Raw genomic sequence first — 18,448 nt, forward strand, 5'->3', positions numbered from 1 at the left:
TCCTAAAATTGACCCATTGCGTCTTTTAACACATAGGATTTCTCCTGAAGAAATTCTTTCAGCGTCTCCGAAGATCCCTCTCTTCCGATGCCGCTCTTCTTATATCCGCCGAACGGCATCGCTGCCGTGCGGTAATTGCCGCCGCCGTTGATGACAGCACTCCCCGCCTGAATATGTTCCGCAAATGAGATCGCCTTTGTCATATCTCTCGAAAACACGGCGCTGTTCAGTCCATACGGACAGTTATTCACAAGTGCGGCTGCCTCTTCGATCGTCTTGAATGTGATAATCGGAAATACGGAGCCGAAGATCTCCATATCTTTTGCCACATCCATATCCCCGGTGACACCCGTCAGTACTGCCGGTGACATAAAGTTTTTCCCCCATGCCTCACCGCCGTATACAAGTTTTGCACCCTGCTTCACCGTGTGGCGAATCTGATCAACTACTTCATTTCTCGCATCTTCTGAGATCATGCCGCCAACATCGTTTGAACGGTCCGTCGGGTCACCGATCTTCAGTTTTTCCAGAGCTGCTACCAGCTTCTTCGTAAATTCCTCTGCCACCGACTCGTGTACGATATACCGTTTGGATGCACAGCACACCTGACCGGCGTTGTTGACACGGCTCTCCAGCGCCTGGCCGATCGTCAGATCAATATCAGCATCCTCCAGAATCACAAAAGCATCGTTTCCGCCAAGCTCCAGATAGCATCTCGTCAGGTTGCGGGCGGCCATCCCGGCAATATGTATCCCCGTCTCGGTGCCTCCCGTCATGGTGATCGCGGCAACCTTCGGGTTCGTGATCAGAGCATCACCCACAACAGACCCCCGGCCGGTCACCACCTGAGCAGCCTTCTTCGGAACACCCGCTTCATGCAGACACTCTACCATCTTAATAATTGCCAGCGGACAGTCCGAAGGCGGTTTGATGATCACAGAGTTTCCCGCCGCGAGAGCCGGTGCGATCTTGTGTCCGCACAGCTCTACCGGAAAGTTAAACGGCAGCAGGCATGCGATCACGCCGAGCGGTTCATATCTTGTAAAGATGATATCATTGTGGCAGGACGTTGCATCTGTCCCGTTCGGCAGAGATTTTCCGTAGATATGACTTGCCTTGTCGCAGTAACTCTCGATCAGGGCGGCTACCGTATCAACTTCCTCCTCCGCCTCCGCGATCCGTTTTCCATTTTCCGAACAGAGCAGCGCTCCGATCTCTTCCCTGCGTGATAACACAATCTCTGCAAATTTTCTGAGGATCCGGTTCCTCTCAGTCTGAGGCTTTGCCGCCCACTCCTTCTGTCCTTCCACTGCCGCATCCACCGCACGTGCGATATCCTGATCCGTCAGCGCCGGAACATGGTCGATGATGGTTCCCGTCATCGGATTAAAAACTGGTAACATATCATATCCCCTTCCCAGGTGTTCTCCACCAATTTGAACATACATTTTTTTCCTCCTCCGCCGCGTCCGCTGCAGCTTAGATCATCGATGGATTAAAGCTTTCTTTTAATCCCATTTAATAATTATATATTTTATTTATTCTATCAAAACTAAGCAAAATATTACGGCCATACTCCGCGGATCTTCTTTGCTTCAACTACCCGCTGAATAGCGATCATATATGCAGCCTCGCGGTAACTTACATTTTTATCTTCTGCCATTTCACATACTTCCTCGAAGGAACGGTCCATAACGTGTTTCAGTTTGGAGTTTGTCTCCGTCTCCTCCCAGTAGATCGCCTGCTGGTTCTGCACCCATTCCAGATACGATACGACGACACCTCCGGCATTGCAAAGGATATCTGGCACAACTGTGATCCCTCTCCTGGAGAGTATCTCATCGCCTTCCAGGCTCGTAGGCCCATTCGCCGCTTCGATCACAATCCGGCATCTGAGTGAATCCGCCGTCTCCTCGTTGATCTGGTTTTCCATCGCCGCGGGTATCAGTACAGTACATTCCGTTGCCAGCACTTCTGCATTTGTAATATGTACAACCCCTTCCGCCTCATAATCCTCAAACAGCTTATCCGGATTGTTCTTAGTAAAGTCCAGAAGTTCGTATATGTTCAGCCCGTCTTTGCAGTACAGCCCTCCTGATACATCACTGACTGCGACAACTTTGAATCCTTCTTTGTAGAGCAGCCTCGCAGCCGTTCCGCCCACATTACCGAATCCCTGGATTGCAATTTCGGCATCCTGAAACGGAATCCCCATCTTTGTCAGGATGTTTTTTGTCGTAAACATCACGCCGCGTCCGGTAGCCGACATACGACCCGGAATTCCGTTGATCGCCAGAGGTTTTCCGGTAACCACACCAGGCATGCTGTGTCCCTTCAACATGGAATAGGTATCCATGATCCAGCCCATGATCTCCGGATTTGTATTCACATCCGGCGCCGGAATATCCTGATCCGGGCCGATGATCGGTGCGATCATCGCCGTAAAACGCCGCGTCATATGGCGAAGTTCTGATTTTGACAACTTCCTGGGGTCAACCACAACACCGCCCTTTGCTCCGCCGTACGGAATATTGACCACCGCACACTTAAACGTCATCCAGGCTGCCAGCGCTTTTACCTCATCTTTGTTGACTGCCGGATGGAAACGGATACCGCCCTTTGCCGGGCCGCGCGTTGTCGAATGCTGAACACGGTAACCCTCAAATACATGAATTGATCCATCATCCATCCTGACCGGGATCGAAACCTGGAGTTCACGTTCCGGATACTTCAGCGCCTCATAGTCTGCCGGCTCATATCCCAGTTTCTGTGCCGCATTCTCCACAACCGCAATCACATTATCAAACGGATTATACTTTTCCATCTTGCTCTACCTCACTTTTTCACCTTTCAACTCAACACATTAACCTGAACACAGGACCTATGATTTTCCTCCCTCCGATCGTATCCTGCCAATCATAAGTTCATTTTTAATTTACTTATGATTTTACTTTTTAAAATATCTTTTATATGTTATCTACATAATAATTCCGAATTCCTGATTTGTCAATTGTTTTTCTGCAATCCGGGTATTTCTGTGTAATCAGCCGAAAGCATTCCTGATTTTTTGTGTAAAAGTAACAAAAACCGCTTTATCATCTTTTGAACATGTTTCCAAATGCTTTTAAATAGCAGATGCCGTACAATAACTTATATTTATAGTCATTGTACGGCATCTGCTGAATTATTTTTTATCATCTGCCCTCAAATATATTCGTGCTCTTCTGTCACCTTTTTCAACTAATAAACCTTCTTTCACCATCTCTTTCAGAAACCGCTTTGTTGTTGATTCAGCTAATCCTAAAATTTCTCTGGCTTCTTTATTTGAAATACTTCCTTTATTATCAACAAAAGCTAGTACCAATTCTTTTCTTTCGGCTTTTATCGGCTTTTTATCGGCTTTTATCGGCTTTTTATCGGCTTTTATCGGCTTTTTATCGGCTTTCCTGTATAGATTTACTCTAAACATATCCCCAATTTCCAGAAACTCCGGTTCCGGTAGCCCAAATTCCTTTGCTCGATTTAAAATACGCCGGATTCCCGTTCCCCACTCTTCAATAATTTCCATTCTGCTAAAAACTTCGGCAATTGCCCGGTTACGAATTTTGGAGCGCCCACTCATAGCTTCTTCTAACGTCAGCCCACCGTAAAGCATCCCTGGGGATGTGACCTCAACTCTGTTATCATACACAGCTACCTGTACACAGGAGTTATCCATATAATTTCTGTGGCACACGGCATTTACAATCATTTCTCGAATAGCTCCTACGGGAAGCTCATAAGTTTCTTTTCTTACAATCCCCTCAATCTCTACTCCAAGATTAATATGGCGCAATACAAACTGATATGCATTCTCTATTTGCTCGTATAAGGGACCACTATATTCCTTTTTATCAATAAAAACATCCCTCTCTATCCCTTTAAACAAGGCGCACTGTATCTTTGAAAATGTAAAATATTTGCTGGTTAGCAGAACAAAAGCATTTGTGGAAAGGATTTCCCCCTCTGATTTCCTCAATATTTTCCAGTTTAACAATTGTTCAACGGAAACTTCTTTTACCGCTTTTGGATCATCTTCTCCAATTGCCTCTGACATATAATGTTTAATGTCATTCGTTTTCTCCTGGATATATTTCGATAACAACCACGCATTTATTTTCAATAGTCTCAAATGTAATGTTTGGTATAATCTGTGGCTCACAACTATCAGATACCGCATTCGCTATGGCATCCATAATCTGAAATACTTCTTTTTCATTTACTCCAACAATGTTTCTGGTCTGATCATCCACACCAATTACAATCTTACCGCCACCAGTATTAGTAAATGCAATCACTGATTTCACGTATTTTTCACTCTTTTTCGGAAGTTCAACTTTAAACTCGATATTTTTTGATTCACCCTCTACAATATCCTTTAAAGTCACGGTTTCCACCCCACTTTCTAATATGTTACAAGTATAACATCTTCATACTCTATCCTCCTAAAACTGGCGCTCAACCAGCGCTACGCTGCACGACAATTCTGCCAGTGCAAGATTCAGCAGACCATTGACATAATCGTCATGAATATCGCTTCTCAGAATAATATGCGGCATATGCTGCGGTTCGATCAGCTCCAGACACTGTTTTTGAATTTTCTCAATGTTTTCCGCGTCAAAGAAACCTCCTGCCAGTGCCACGGTCCCCGGATTCAAAATCGGTACAATGGATTCTATAATATGTGCTGCCATCTTAAGCCTGTTTTCTGTCGTGTTAAGATTCTCCAGATGCGGTGCCGGAAGAAATGCTACCTCACCTGCAAACCCAGTCGCCCCGCGCAAAATCCGTCCTCCTGAAACGAAACCCGCTCCAAAATCAACACCGATATTCAGTAACCTCTTCTGCTCATTACTGAGTACTTTCGTGTCCTGTCTATCCACCCCTGTCAACGGTTCCAACGGAGAATATACGAACGCGATCGTATCATTTTCATTCCTGCTGTTATTCTGATAAAAGCCGAACGCCGCAGCATTCATGTCATTTTCCACCAAAGTCCGAATGTCCGGAAATTTTTCCTGCAGTATCTTCTGTAGCGGCACTCCGATCAGGCTTGCAAAATTACACAGACCGATTCTGTCCCCGGTAATATAACCCGGTATACCGACTGCCGCCGCTCTCAGTTTGTCATATTTCTCTGCAAGCTCTGCAAGTGCGTCTTCGATGGTCCCGGAGGTCACGTCCTCAATCTCTTTGACATACTCTTCCTGCACCTCACCCAGCAGATTGCTGACCATCACGGAAAGCTTTATTTTGCCGCGGTCTGTCTCCACATAAAGGCAGGCAACCATCGCATAATCACCATTATAGACATAAGATTTTGCGGGACGTCCATATCCACCCGATGTTATCTCCGCTTCCTGCACTTCCCCCGTTGTACATAGTTCGTTTAGAATCTTTCCGCAGGTTGCCACACTGATCCCTGTGGTATCGGCAATCTGTGCCTTCGTCGCCATCCCCAGACTTTTTAGCGCTGATTTAATAAATTCTGTATTAATTTCTTTTACTTTGGTTATATCGTTTCGCATTGTCAGCATTCTACTTTTCCCCGTTTCATCAAGGCATTTTATATCGTTTATCATAGCATTTGGTACGATAACCTGTCAATTGGATTCCCAATGCAGATTATCAACTGTTTCTCTTATTACCGTGACTTATCACTTATATGTTTCTTAAAAGCGGAATATCATTTCCAGTTTTGATGTATTTAAAATCTCCGGAAACCAAAAAGAAGAAGCCCCAGCTTTCAAACAGCCGGATACTTCCTCCTTTTTTATTTTCATTCACATTTCATATCCCTGCCAAAGCCATCTGCTGCGCAGACTTAGTGCTTTTATTGGCTATCACCGCATATTTTAAATGCATAAGTCTAACATAGAAAACACTTTTCTTCCGTATTCATGTCTAATATGCCTTTTCTGAATACTCGCCCCTTTGCAGCTGGCGCATAATCTCCGGATACTCATGATCAAGCCTGTATAACCATATAATTCCTGTCATCAGTGCCCAAATAATAACAGGCATACCGACAAACAAAAATTGTATACCCACATGTGCAGATTGCGATTGTATAGCTGTAAGGCCATCATATCCGGTGGCATCCATGACAAACCCAACCATAGCAGAGGTAAGCCCGCTTCCAATCTTGTAACCCAACGTCGCTGCGCTGTATAGCAATCCTTCCGAACGGATTCCTGTCCTCCAGTTGCCATATTCAATCGTGTCTGCCATCATAGAGTAAATACAAGCTGTAAATGGTCCTATACCCACTCCTTTAAGGAATACACCGATCATTACAATCGGTATATTTTTTGGCATAACAAGTATCATACCAGCACCGATCAACATAATTACACACCCAGCCAACGATAAGTTACGCTTACCAAATTTTTTAATAAACGTCGCCACTGTTAACACGGTTATCACGGTTGCCCCCTTTTCCAGAATATTCATCATGGACATAAGATCACGATTTCCAAGTTCATATTCTGCAAAATAGGTCATCATAGTTCCGTTCAGCGTCATATATACCGCCCAGATCAGATACATTCCTCCAATCATCCACCAGTATTTATTACTGAACATTGCTTTAAAAGCATTTTTTTGCGTTACCTTATCTCCTTTTGCAGCAGCTGGGATTTTAACGCGTTCATGGCAATTATGAAAACACAAAAGTATCATAATCATACCGGCCACGGCATAAATGGTTGTCACCTTAATCCATGCCTTCTGTGTATCACCAAGCAGTTTAATCAACGGAAGCGTAGCTGCGGATACAATAAGGTTACTAATGTTGGCCATGACCATACGAAAGATATTGATACTGGATCTTTCATTCTGATCTCGGGTCATCATTGCGGCAAGTGTACCGTAAGGCAAATTTATTGCTGTGTAAACAATTGTTACAGCAAGGTTATACGTAATAAATACATAGACAGCCTGCACCAGTTCCGTAGCATTTGAAGGAATCAAAAACATCAGTACGGCAGTTAAACCATATGGTATTGTCATCCAAAGCAGCCATGCACGAGCTTTACCGTGTCTGGACTTTGTTTTATCCACCAGGATGCCAATAATAATATCAGATACACCGTCAAAAAGTTTGGAAATTAAAAGAATCGTACCAATGACCGCAGCTGATAGTCCGACAACATTTGTATAAAAGTATGTAGAGAGCGCCGTCGTCAACGTAAAAACAATACAGGATGCCATATCCCCAAGTCCATAGGAAAATTTCTCTTTTACCGGAACACGTTCCATGCCTGTCAGATTTTTTGATATCGTTTCACATGGAACGTATCCTTGACTCTTTTCGTTTTTCTTCACGGAGTATTCCTTCCTGTTCTTTTTTACGCAGTTTTTTCATGATTAATCGCAGCCTGCGCCGCCGCAAGCCGTGCGATCGGCACACGGTACGGGCTGCAGGACACGTAGTCCAGCCCTACCTTCTGGCAGAATTCCACCGAGCTCGGGTCCCCGCCGTGCTCCCCGCAGATGCCAAGCTTGATGCCCGGGCGCATCTTCCGCCCCTTTTCGGCCGCCATCTCCACCAGCTGGCCCACCCCGTTTAAGTCCAGGCGGGCGAACGGGTCAGACTCGTAGATCTTCGCCTTATAGTAGGCGTCCAGGAACTTCCCGGCGTCATCCCGCGAGAACCCGAACGTCATCTGCGTCAGGTCGTTCGTGCCGAACGAGAAGAACTCCGCTTCCTCCGCGATCTCGTCCGCCAGCAGCGCCGCACGTGGGATCTCGATCATCGTCCCGATATGGTACGCGATGTCCGAGCCCTTCTCCTCCTTTACTTTCTCCGCCGTCTCCACCACGATGTCCTTGACGAACTTCAGCTCTTTCTTCTCACCCACCAGCGGGATCATGATCTCCGGCACGATGTCATAGCCCTGTTCCGCCTTCACCTCGATGGCAGCCTCCATCACCGCGCGGGTCTGCATCCGTGCGATCTCCGGGTATGTCACCGGCAGGCGGCAGCCGCGGTGCCCCATCATCGGGTTGAACTCGTGCAGGTCGTCGCATTTCTCACGCACCTCATCTGCACTCAGGCCCATTTCTGCCGCCAGGGCCTCGATGTCCTCCGGCGATGTCGGCACAAACTCATGCAGCGGCGGGTCCAGGTAGCGCACCGTCATCGGGCGGCCCTCCAGCGCCTCGTACATCGCCTTGAAGTCGCCTTTCTGGAACGGGATCAGCTCCGAGAGCGCCGCTTCCCTCGCCTCCGGGGTGTCGGACAGGATCATCTTGCGGATCTTCGGGATCCGCTCCGGCTCGAAGAACATATGCTCCGTCCGGCACAGGCCGATCCCCTCCGCGCCCAGCTCCACGGCTTTTTTCGTATCCGCCGGGGTGTCCGCGTTCGTGCGCACCTGCATCCGGCGGTATTTGTCCGCCCAGTCCATGATCCGCTGGAAGTTCCCGCCGATCTCGGCCTCCTTCGTCCGGATATCGCCCAGGTAGATCCTGCCGGTCGTCCCGTCCAGGGAAATGTAATCGCCTTCTTTTACCGTCTCGCCGCCCAGCTCGAAGTACCGCTCGTCTTCATTCATCTTGATCTCCCCGCAGCCGGAGACACAGCAGGTGCCCATGCCCCTTGCAACCACCGCCGCGTGGGAGGTCATGCCGCCGCGTGCCGTCAGGATGCCTTCCGCCGCGTGCATCCCCTCGATGTCTTCCGGGGATGTCTCCAGGCGCACCAGGACCACGCGCTCGCCGCGCTCATGCGCCAGCTTCGCCTCATCCGCAGTGAAATATACTTTCCCCGCGGCCGCACCCGGGGATGCCGGCAGCGCGCTTCCGATCACCTTCCCGGCTTTCAGCGCCCCCGCGTCAAATGTCGGGTGCAGCAGCTGGTCGAGGGACTTCGCCTCGATGCGCAGCACCGCTTCCTCCTCCGTGATCTTCCCTTCGTCCACCAGCTCGCAGGCGATCCGCAGCGCCGCCGGCGCGGTCCGCTTCCCGTTCCTCGTCTGCAGGAAGTACAGCTTCCCTTCCTGGATCGTGAACTCCATATCCTGCATGTCACGGTAGTGCTCCTCCAGCTTCATCGCAAGCTCCATAAACTCGGCATAGCACTCCGGCATGTCTTCTTCCAGTTTCGTGATCGGCTGCGGCGTGCGCACCCCGGCCACCACGTCCTCTCCCTGTGCGTTGATCAGGTATTCCCCGTAGATGCCTTTTTCCCCCGTCGACGGGTTCCGCGTAAACGCCACGCCCGTGCCGGAGGTGTCGCCCATGTTTCCGAACACCATCGCCTGCACGTTCACCGCGGTCCCCCAGTCCCCCGGGATGTCGTTCATCCGGCGGTACACGATCGCACGCGGGTTGTCCCAGGAGCGGAACACCGCCTGCACCGCGCCCATCAGCTGCTCGCGCGGCTCCTGCGGGAACTCTTCCCCGCCCATCGCCTCTTTGTAGACCGCCTTGAACCTGCCGACCAGCACCTTCAGGTCCTCCACCGTCAGTTCCGTATCGTAATGGACGCCTTTTTCCTCCTTGACCTCGTCGATGATCTTCTCGAAGAAGGATTTCGGCACCTCCATCACCACGTCTGAATACATCTGGATGAACCGGCGGTAGGAATCGTAGGCAAAACGGGGGTTGCCCGTCTTCCTGGCGAATCCTTCCACCGCCTCATCATTCAGTCCCAGGTTCAGGATCGTGTCCATCATGCCCGGCATGGATGCGCGCGCGCCGGAGCGCACCGACACCAGCAGCGGGTCGCCGACGTCGCCGAAGGTCTTCCCCTGGAGCTGTTCCAGCTTTCCGAGCGCCGCAAAGATCTGCTGCCGGATCTCGTCCGAGACCTGCTCCCCGTTCTCATAGTAGTTGGTGCACGCTTCCGTCGTCACCGTGAACCCCTGCGGGATGGGAAGGCCGAGGTTCGTCATCTCCGCCAGGTTGGCACCCTTGCCGCCCAGCAGGTTCCTCATATCCGCATTTCCCTCCCTGAACATATAAACCCATTTTGTCATTGTCTTTCCTCCAATAGTTGTTAAGTATTTATTTAAATATGTCTTTCAACCAGAGCCACACTGCACGCCAGCTCTTCCAGCGCAAGATTCAGCAGACCATTTATGTAATCATCACGGATATCATCCCGCATCATAATCTGCGGCATGTGCTGCGGACTGATCAGCTTCAGACAGTTATCCCTGATCTTTTCTATATTCTCTGCATTAAAAAAAACTCCTGTGAGTGCTATAATCTCAGGATTCAGAATCGGAACAATAGAACCGATGATATATGCCATAGTCTCCACTGTCACCTCTGCTGTCTTATTCCTGGAAATAGGCGGCATTGGCAAAAATGCAACTTCACCGGCAAATCCCGTCGCTCCGCGAAGGATCTTACCGCCGGATACAAATCCCGCTCCGAAGTTAATGCCAAAATTAAGCAGTCTGTTACGTTTTTCATTTCCCTGCTCATTTACCTTTTCCTCCAGCCTCTTTACCGGCTCGACAGGCGAATAAATAAAAGCAAGCGTTGCATTCTTTTCCACACTTCCGCTTCGGTAAAATCCAAACGCAGCCGCGTTCATGTCATTCTCCACCAGTACACGCAGCCCGGGAAATTTCTCCTGCAGCCTGCTTTGCAGGGGTACACCCATCAGACTGACAAAGTTGCAGAGGTCAACGACATCGTCTGTGATGTATCCCGGAATTCCTATCGCCACAGCCCGCAGCTTTGGATATTCTCTGATCAGGACTTCGATCTGTTCTTCCAGGGTTTCATATGTCACATCATCCGCCTCCTGCGTGGTCTCTCCCTGAAGTTCACCCAGCAGGTTACTCACAACCGTGCTGATTTTTGTTCTGCCCTTTACCATCTCAGCATAGATGCATGCAATGAATGCATAATTGCCGTTGTACACATAACTTTTTGCAGGACGCCCGTATCCTCCGGAGGCCACCGCCGCTTCCAGTACTTCACCTGACTGGCATAATTCATTCAGAATTTTGCCGCATGTTGCCACACTGATATCGGTAGCCTCCGCAATTTGAGCTTTTGTTGCTGTACCCAGGTTTTTAAGTGCTGTCTTAATCAGTTCTATATTGATCTCTTTTACTTTTGTAATATCATTTCTCATCGTTACCATAATTTCTCACCCTATCTTTATTTTCCCAGGTATCGTAGCACTCTTTTGCCAGTAAAGTCAATATTAATCATTATATATATCATTTAATAAATAATAATATAGGTGAAATACCGGAGTCATCCTCTTATGGAATGATTTTCTGGATTTTCCAGGACACCGCCTGCGCAAGTCTCTGATGTCCCTGCTCATCTAAATGAACACCATCTTCCTGGCTTGCGCTGCATACTTCTGCAGCATCTAAAAATGAACAGTTATATCTCTTTGACAGGATCTGATATTCCTCAGCCAGGCATCGGGAATCCAGCACTGATTTCTGTCCATAGTAAAACCCGGCTTCTTTGTCCATAACGGACTCATCGATCGCCGGAGGCGCGACCAGCAAGACCTCCGGCGCACGTTCGCCAGACCACAGTACAGGCACATTGATAAACTGCAGATAGCGCTCCATCGCCAGAGCACTCTCCTGCGGCGATGCACAAATCTGCGTCCTCCGGTCATTTGTCCCGAGCATGAAAACCACAAGATCTGCATCCGCCGCACTTTCCATGATCATAGGAAACGTCTCGAATCCATTCCTAAAAGGCTCCAGCGGAATCTGATAAGATGTCGTCCTGCCGCACAGCCCTTCCTCCATCACATGATATCCGGCGCCCAGATATCTTTCCAGGCGGCCCGGCCAGCGGATATCTCTTGGATACCTTCCCCCTTTACCCGGGATGTATCCCCAGGTATTGGAATCGCCATAACATAATATACTTTTCATAATTACACATCTTCCCGTTTTTTCTTTCGTGCATAGCAGTCCATGCCGATAACCAGGACAATTAATATGCCGCGGATCAGCATCTGCATATACGGTGTAACAGCCAGAAGGTTCATCACGTTTTCCAGCAGCCCAAACAGGAACACACCGATCAGCGACTGTACCATACCGCCGTAGCCGCCGTTAAACGGAGTACCGCCGACTACAACACCACAGTTAATCAGAAGCGCCGTATTGTCACCATAAGCTGCCGAACCGGAATTCAGCTCCGCGGACAGGCAGAATCCTGCCAGTGCAGCGCTGCACGCCGATATGATGAAAGTGACCCACAGATGACGTTTTACAGCGACACCGGAATATGCCGCCACATCCTTGCTGTAACCCACGGCATAGCAGTTTCGGCCAAATTCAGTGCGCTTCATCACCCACAGGGAAATCACAAACAGCAGCACCGCAACCCAGGTAATATTATAAACACCCAGAATGCTGCCTGTTCCAAATGCCGCAAACGTCTTGCTGGTTCCCGCGATCGGCGCTCCGTCTGTCATTACCAGGCAGATCCCTTTGAGCAGCATCATCATTCCAAGCGTCACGATAAAGGAGTTCGCCCCCTGATTGACGCTGATAAATGCATTTACTGCTCCAACTGCAGCACCCACCAGCAATACTATGATCAGTATCACCCAGATCTGCAGATACGGCAGAAGCTTAATCGCAATGATGCCGCAGATACACATATTGGCACCCAGTGACAGGTCACATTCACCTGAAATAATACAGAACGTAACTCCAAACGCCATGATCCACAGTATAGTCACCTGTAACAGCAGAGAAGAAAGGTTCTGCGCAGTCAGAAAGTAACGGTTAAACACAGACATCAGTGCACAGATCACAACGACTGCAAGAAATGCTTTCTGTTTTGTAAGTGTCTTCAGCGACTTCTTAAATTGTACGGAATAATTCATAATCACACCTCCCTCAGACCTTTCTGCGGCTGTCGATCCAGATTGCCAGAATCAGGATCACACCCTTCCACACACTCTGCATATTGGCGTCGATCCCCAGTATATTGAGGGCATTGGACATGATCGTCACCAGCATAACACCAAGTACCGTATTCAGGACACTTCCCTTGCCTCCTGAGAGACTGGTCCCTCCGATACAGACGGCCAGGATTGCATTCGTCTCATAGTTCTTTCCCACCGTGGGGATCGCCGTCCCCACACGGCAGAGAAGCAGGTATGCTCCCAATGCCGTCATGGCGCCCGTTACGCTGAAAGACAACAGGATCACTTTGCTCGGCTTGATGCCGCACAGCTCTGCTGCTGTGGGATTCCCGCCTACCAGATGGACAGCCCTTCCCACCGGCATCTTCTTCATTAAAAACTGCAGCACCACAACCGCTATGATAAACAGAATCAGCACCATCGGGATTCCAAGAAAATTGCCCGCTCCCAGGAACCGTGTGAACGGTGTCTGCTCAAGTGTCACTGCCAGCCCTCCGTTTAACAACAGCGCCAGTGCATTAAATGCCGTCTGCATACCAAATGTGATAAACAATGCATCCGAACTGTTTCTCGCTCCGCATATGATCAGAATCAGTGCACTGACCGCTCCGCAGATCAGTCCTGCCAACAGGATCAGCAGCAGGGAAACTGGTCCGAAGCGATTGGAGAGCATGCTTGCCAGGATAGACATCATGGAAAACAGTCCGGCCACCGACAGATCGATGTATCCGCCGATAATGATCAGTGTCATACCAATGGATACAAACGCAAGAGGTACAAACGTACGAATCAGATTTAAAAGATTGCCTGGATTGAGGAACGCAGGCTCTGCTATGATGGTGTACAATGTCAATATAATAATTCCTGTCAGCAGAAGGTAATCATTTATGAAATTTCCTAATATTTGTTTCTTTTCCCGTTTCACTTCGTCCCCTCCTCTCCCAATGCAACGGCCATAACCTGAGTATCCGTTACCTCCGCCGCATCAAACTCACCGGCCACATGGCCATCGCAGAGCACATATACACGATTACTCATGTTCAATACTTCCGGAAGCTCTGAAGAAATCATAATGATCGTGCCGCCTGCCTCCGCAATCTCTTTCATCAATACATAAATCTCATATTTAGCTCCCACATCGATCCCCCTGGTCGGCTCATCCATGATCAAAACTTTTGGATTGAGTTCCAGCCATCTGGCGATCAGACATTTTTGCTGGTTACCGCCTGAAAGGTTTCCTATTCTCTCATCGGCTCCCGGCGTCTTAACTCCCAATGCTTTAATCTGTTTCTCAACGATTTCTTTCTCCTTCTTTTTATTCAGAACACCTTTGTCCGTAAAATGATCAAAGGCTGCCATGGAGATATTGGTGGCAATATCAAAGTTCAGGAGAAGGCCCTGTCCCTTGCGCTCCTCCGGCACAAAACCAAAACCGTGATTTTTTGCATCCAACGGGCTTTTAATATCCAGTTTTTTTCCTTCCAGCCACACCTCGCCGCTATGTAATTTGTCTGCTCCGAAGATCGCGCGAACCGTCTCGGTTCTTCCCGCTCCAACCAGTCCCACCAGCCCGAGGATCTCTCCTCTTCTTGCCGTGAAGCTGATGTCGTGCAGTTTTTTCGTATTCAGATTTCTGACCTCCAGAATCGTCTCTCCCACCTTCTGAGCTCGGGGGGGATATTCATTTTCAATCGTCCGGCCCACCATTTTAGCGATCATATCCGCGCGGTTCATCTCAGAGGTATTCCTGGTGTCGATAACATGACCGTCACGCATAATTGTGACACGGTCGCATAATTCAAAGATCTCATCCAGCTTATGACTGATATAGATGATGGTGATTCCCTTGGACCTAAGATCATTGATGATCGAGATCAGACGCTTCATCTCCTCATTCGTCAGCGTGGTGCTGGGCTCGTCCATAATGATCAGTTTTGAGTGAAAGGACAGTGCCTTACAGATCTCCACCATCTGTTTTTCAGATACGGATAAATCTTCCACCGGCGTATGAGTATCAATCGTACTCCCGATACTGTCCAGCAGAGCACGTGCTTCTCTGTGCGTTTTCTTCATGCCGCCCACTTCACGAAAGCGGTTCAGAAAAATATTTTCACCCACAGACATGGACTCGATCAGATTAAACTCCTGATAGATAATGGAAAGGCCCAGCTCCAGGGAATCCAGCGGCCGTTTAATATTCATTTCTTTTCCATCAAAAAACACCTTTCCCTCATCTTTTTTGTGAACGCCGGATAAAATCTTCATCAGCGTTGACTTGCCGGCACCGTTTTCTCCTACCAGTCCATGTACCTGCCCCTCATAGATATCGAAAGATACATCGTCGAGCGCCGTGACCGTTCCAAATCTTTTCGTTATATGCTGTACGGAAAGCATAACTTTTTGTTCCATATTCTCACCTCCGGATAACTCGTCAGTTCACATATTTTTGATATGTTCTTTTATCACTTTTGCCGCCGGGCGGACATTTTCTTCCTGGAGTTGTTTACCAGCCCGCTGTAAAGTTCTTTGCATTTTCTTCTGTAATACAAATATTCGGTGTATACAGCATCTTCTCGACTTTATCTCCGTCCCCGTTCAGCACTGCCAGTGCCGCCAGCACCTGGATACGCGAGTTCGTATCAAAGTCCTGCATGGATAGTCCCTTCCAGCATCCGCCTTCTGCTACTGCATCCAGTCCAGCCTGCGTTCCATCCACAGATACAAAGGCGATATCGTCTGCACGTCCTGTTCCCTCCGCAGCCTGAATGCAGGTGCCGCAGCCGATATCCCACTGGCAGAATACTCCGTCAATCTCCGGATATTTTGACAGATAGGATTCCATGACACTCATACACTCGGCTGTGGACCAGTTGAGGCAGCCCTGTTCTTCTAAAATCTCATATTCCGGATACTGTGAAATAACAGCTTTAAAACCCTTTGTCCGGTTGATCTGGCAAGTCTCACCCGGGTTCCCCTCAACCATTACGATCTTTCCGCCATCGGGCAGTGCGTTCATAAGGAGAGAGGCTGCCTGCTGTGCCGCCGCCGTATCGTCAGGTCCTACGTAATAATCATAGCTTTCCTCATCTGTCACCGTGTTCTGGACATTCAGCACCACCATGCCTGCGTCCTTCGCCTTTTTCATGACGCTGTTCTGGGAGCTGGCATCTATAGGGGCAACGATCAGTGCATCACACCCCTGAGAAATCGCATTGTTGATATCACTGGTCTGCTTCTGCGGATCAGCCTGGGCATCAAAAGTCACCAGCTCAAAACCCATTTCATCTGACATTCCTTCCATCAGCTCTGTCATGTGTGCCAATGATTCCTCCGCGTTTGAAAGACTGGACCATGCAATCTTCCATGGTGTTCCGTCTTCTTTTGTACCACTTGTATCGGCATCCTCCGGTACAAAATCTGTGATTTTTGGAGCTACGCCATATTCTTTAATATCTACCGGCTCCAGTACCAAATCGGTATCAGCGCCATCGTCTGCGCTTGCCTCCTCCGATACAGCTGCCGCCGCCTCTTTCCCGGCCGGCTCCTGCTTTACACAGCCGGCAGCCATTGTTACAACCATTGCCGCCGTTAACAGAATACTGATCACTTTTCTCTGTTTCATATACATTACTCCTTTTCTTTCTTCACCCTTTTGGTTGCTTTGGCAGTATCAGGCATTTCTTCAGACTTGACAGCGTCTGTAAAACAGCTTGCCGGCAAAATTTCATTTCACAGATGTGTATATCGTCCTCTGAGTCTCCTGATTCTTCCTTTTTTATACAATGCATCCTGTTCTCTGCGAGCCAGTCTGCAATCGCATACTTCTTTTCGTTATTTTATTTTTACTTTTAATTTTATCTTTAATAATTATAATTAAAATATAGGGCAAAAGTATTTCGCTGTCAACAATTTTTATGATTTCTTTGTGCAAAACCATGATATTACCCAAAAACACCATGCTCAATTTGTGAGTTTTGTATTATCAAATGACATTGTGCGTAACGAAAGGGTGCAAAATGCCGCTCAAGCAACTTTTACAGTTGTTGAACGGCATTTATAATTTTCCGAATTGTTAAAAGACTGAAAAAAATATTTATTAATCTGGATTAAACACTGTGCCAGAACTTCACACATGCCCCTCCCCCTTCTGAATTTTCTATCGCAGCTGATCCCCCGAGAAGTTCCGCCAGCTGCTTTACGATATACAGTCCCAAGCCGGAGTGACCGTCCCTTGTCTGTCTGGCCTCATCGCCACGATAAAATTTCCCAAAAACTTTGTCCAGGTCTTTAGCGCTGAATCCGATACCAGAATCACTGATCTGATAAAAAACGATATTTTCCTCTTCTCTTACCGATATGGTGACCATTCCTCCCGCAGGAGTATACTGCAGGCTGTTCGATACAATATTATCAAGAATCCGCTCCAGTTTATCCCGGTCGGTCAGCACGTGATCCGGCAAGTCGCCTTGAATGCTTAAAGTAACGGTGATCTCCTTTTGTCTCGCCTGCAGTTCATATTGATGTACTTTTTGTTCCAAAAAATCAGATAAATTCACGCATACTTTCTCCAGGGTGACGCTGGAGTTATCGAGGTCGGAAGTATACTGCATCTGCTGGACAAGTGAAATACTTTTTTCTATATTTTCCTCGATGACCGCAAGATATTGCCGCTGTCCCTCATCAACTTCGGTATCATCCAAAACTGCCTCCGAATACGCCTTGATGACAGACAGAGGCGATTTCAGGTCATGTGCCAGGGCTTCGACCATCTCCACACGTTCCTGTTCCAGTTTCCACTGCACAGACAGAGACTCCCTGAGTTCCTCTTTCATGTCTGAAAAGACTTCACACAGTTCCCCCAGTTCATTGTCCGCGTGATAATCGATATGAAAATCAAGATTCTTTTCCCTGATCTGACGTGAACCCTCCATCAAAAGTTTCAATGGGCGGGTAATACGATTTGTAAATACCCGGGAAAATAAGATCGTAAACACAATGACATAGATAAATGGGGACAGCACTATGATCAGCAGCGTCATGAACAGCCACACTTTATCTTTATTTGCGGCGAATAAACTTAATTTATAGGCAATGGAAACAGCCCCTTCGATTTTCCCGCTGCTGCTGATAACAGGCACCACTTGAATATAGTCTCCCGAAACACGGAAGGTCTTATTGAGGCAGCTGAAGAGCTGTTCCCTATTCTCAAATAATTGCTTCTGATACGTTCCATATAAAATATTTCCATCGGAATCTACCCCCTGGTAAGAAAGACCCTCATCTGGAAACACATTCTTCAGTCCTTTTTCACCCGCTTCGGATAAGACTGCTGCTCCCGTTCCACGTATATAGTTTTCAATGTCCGGAATCTGCTGCTCATAATAATTTTCCGGCCTGATCTCACTGCTATTCAGCGCACGCAGAAACAGTACTCCCGTAACTGCATAAGTGATCAGCGACGCCGCAATACTGGCAGCAATAATAAAGACAAATGTGATACGAAACTGTGATACCAACGGCCTGTTTTTCATT

General features: G+C 48.1%; 15 protein-coding genes. All 15 read right to left on the minus strand.

The annotated features are described in order from the left end of the window. Nucleotides 1–2: 2 nt before the first annotated feature. Complete coding sequence (locus NQ502_RS08340) at nucleotides 3–1,448, minus strand: aldehyde dehydrogenase family protein (protein WP_028529910.1); 1,446 nt, start codon at nucleotides 1,446–1,448, stop codon at nucleotides 3–5. 116 nt (nucleotides 1,449–1,564) lie between these two features. After that, nucleotides 1,565–2,824 carry a Glu/Leu/Phe/Val family dehydrogenase gene (locus NQ502_RS08345; RefSeq protein ID WP_028529911.1) on the minus strand — a complete coding sequence of 420 codons (1,260 nt, stop codon included), beginning with the start codon at nucleotides 2,822–2,824 and terminating at the stop codon, nucleotides 1,565–1,567. A gap of 360 nt (nucleotides 2,825–3,184) precedes the next feature. Continuing rightward, the gene (locus tag NQ502_RS08350) at nucleotides 3,185–4,096 is read right to left on the minus strand and encodes an ATP-binding protein (protein WP_148511970.1); all 912 of its coding nucleotides are present in this window, start codon (nucleotides 4,094–4,096) and stop codon (nucleotides 3,185–3,187) included. A 13-nt stretch (nucleotides 4,097–4,109) separates the two neighbouring features. Further along, the gene (locus NQ502_RS08355; RefSeq protein WP_028529913.1) at nucleotides 4,110–4,427 is read right to left on the minus strand and encodes an AlbA family DNA-binding domain-containing protein; all 318 of its coding nucleotides are present in this window, start codon (nucleotides 4,425–4,427) and stop codon (nucleotides 4,110–4,112) included. A 57-nt stretch (nucleotides 4,428–4,484) separates the two neighbouring features. Then, a complete protein-coding gene (locus tag NQ502_RS08360; RefSeq protein ID WP_028529914.1) occupies nucleotides 4,485–5,576 on the minus strand; it encodes an ROK family protein in 1,092 nt (363 codons plus the stop codon). Nucleotides 5,577–5,700: 124 nt separating this feature from the next. Continuing rightward, on the minus strand, nucleotides 5,701–5,826 hold the full coding sequence (locus tag NQ502_RS08365; protein ID WP_260046709.1) for a hypothetical protein: 126 nt from the start codon (nucleotides 5,824–5,826) through the stop codon (nucleotides 5,701–5,703). A gap of 117 nt (nucleotides 5,827–5,943) precedes the next feature. Continuing rightward, a complete protein-coding gene (locus NQ502_RS08370) occupies nucleotides 5,944–7,365 on the minus strand; it encodes an MFS transporter (RefSeq protein WP_049898418.1) in 1,422 nt (473 codons plus the stop codon). 23 nt (nucleotides 7,366–7,388) lie between these two features. Next, the gene (ppdK, locus tag NQ502_RS08375; RefSeq protein WP_260046711.1) at nucleotides 7,389–10,022 is read right to left on the minus strand and encodes a pyruvate, phosphate dikinase; all 2,634 of its coding nucleotides are present in this window, start codon (nucleotides 10,020–10,022) and stop codon (nucleotides 7,389–7,391) included. A 32-nt stretch (nucleotides 10,023–10,054) separates the two neighbouring features. Beyond that, the gene (locus NQ502_RS08380) at nucleotides 10,055–11,146 is read right to left on the minus strand and encodes an ROK family protein (RefSeq protein ID WP_028529557.1); all 1,092 of its coding nucleotides are present in this window, start codon (nucleotides 11,144–11,146) and stop codon (nucleotides 10,055–10,057) included. A gap of 124 nt (nucleotides 11,147–11,270) precedes the next feature. Further along, the gene (locus tag NQ502_RS08385; RefSeq protein ID WP_028529558.1) at nucleotides 11,271–11,909 is read right to left on the minus strand and encodes an SGNH/GDSL hydrolase family protein; all 639 of its coding nucleotides are present in this window, start codon (nucleotides 11,907–11,909) and stop codon (nucleotides 11,271–11,273) included. A 2-nt stretch (nucleotides 11,910–11,911) separates the two neighbouring features. Next, nucleotides 11,912–12,874 (minus strand): ABC transporter permease, encoded by a 963-nt coding sequence (locus NQ502_RS08390; protein WP_028529559.1) that lies wholly within the window; start codon nucleotides 12,872–12,874, stop codon nucleotides 11,912–11,914. Between the two features lie 13 nt (nucleotides 12,875–12,887). After that, on the minus strand, nucleotides 12,888–13,841 hold the full coding sequence (locus NQ502_RS08395; protein WP_028529560.1) for an ABC transporter permease: 954 nt from the start codon (nucleotides 13,839–13,841) through the stop codon (nucleotides 12,888–12,890). Further along, nucleotides 13,838–15,325: a sugar ABC transporter ATP-binding protein gene (locus NQ502_RS08400; protein WP_028529561.1), complete on the minus strand. Its 1,488-nt coding sequence runs from the start codon at nucleotides 15,323–15,325 to the stop codon at nucleotides 13,838–13,840. The genes NQ502_RS08395 and NQ502_RS08400 overlap by 4 nt, the downstream gene beginning before the upstream one ends. A 94-nt stretch (nucleotides 15,326–15,419) precedes the next feature. Continuing rightward, complete coding sequence (locus tag NQ502_RS08405) at nucleotides 15,420–16,538, minus strand: sugar ABC transporter substrate-binding protein (protein WP_028529562.1); 1,119 nt, start codon at nucleotides 16,536–16,538, stop codon at nucleotides 15,420–15,422. Nucleotides 16,539–17,022: 484 nt separating this feature from the next. After that, nucleotides 17,023–18,447 (minus strand): sensor histidine kinase, encoded by a 1,425-nt coding sequence (locus NQ502_RS08410; protein ID WP_028529563.1) that lies wholly within the window; start codon nucleotides 18,445–18,447, stop codon nucleotides 17,023–17,025. Nucleotide 18,448: the final 1 nt, after the last annotated feature.

This window comes from Ruminococcus gauvreauii, from assembly GCF_025151995.1.
Lineage (GTDB): Bacteria > Bacillota > Clostridia > Lachnospirales > Lachnospiraceae > Ruminococcus_G > Ruminococcus_G gauvreauii.

Bases quoted from the DNA above. Each gene is read 5' to 3' on its own strand.
- NQ502_RS08400 (WP_028529561.1), bottom strand. From the start codon at position 15,325: ATGGAACAAAAAGTTATGCTTTCCGTACAGCATATAACGAAAAGATTT.
- NQ502_RS08390 (WP_028529559.1), bottom strand. From the start codon at position 12,874: ATGAATTATTCCGTACAATTTAAGAAGTCGCTGAAGACACTTACAAAA.
- NQ502_RS08380 (WP_028529557.1), bottom strand. From the start codon at position 11,146: ATGGTAACGATGAGAAATGATATTACAAAAGTAAAAGAGATCAATATA.
- NQ502_RS08340 (WP_028529910.1), bottom strand. From the start codon at position 1,448: ATGTATGTTCAAATTGGTGGAGAACACCTGGGAAGGGGATATGATATG.
- NQ502_RS08350 (WP_148511970.1), bottom strand. From the start codon at position 4,096: ATGTCAGAGGCAATTGGAGAAGATGATCCAAAAGCGGTAAAAGAAGTT.
- NQ502_RS08345 (WP_028529911.1), bottom strand. From the start codon at position 2,824: ATGGAAAAGTATAATCCGTTTGATAATGTGATTGCGGTTGTGGAGAAT.
- NQ502_RS08360 (WP_028529914.1), bottom strand. From the start codon at position 5,576: ATGCTGACAATGCGAAACGATATAACCAAAGTAAAAGAAATTAATACA.
- NQ502_RS08385 (WP_028529558.1), bottom strand. From the start codon at position 11,909: ATGAAAAGTATATTATGTTATGGCGATTCCAATACCTGGGGATACATC.
- NQ502_RS08405 (WP_028529562.1), bottom strand. From the start codon at position 16,538: ATGAAACAGAGAAAAGTGATCAGTATTCTGTTAACGGCGGCAATGGTT.
- ppdK (WP_260046711.1), bottom strand. From the start codon at position 10,022: ATGACAAAATGGGTTTATATGTTCAGGGAGGGAAATGCGGATATGAGG.
- NQ502_RS08410 (WP_028529563.1), bottom strand. From the start codon at position 18,447: ATGAAAAACAGGCCGTTGGTATCACAGTTTCGTATCACATTTGTCTTT.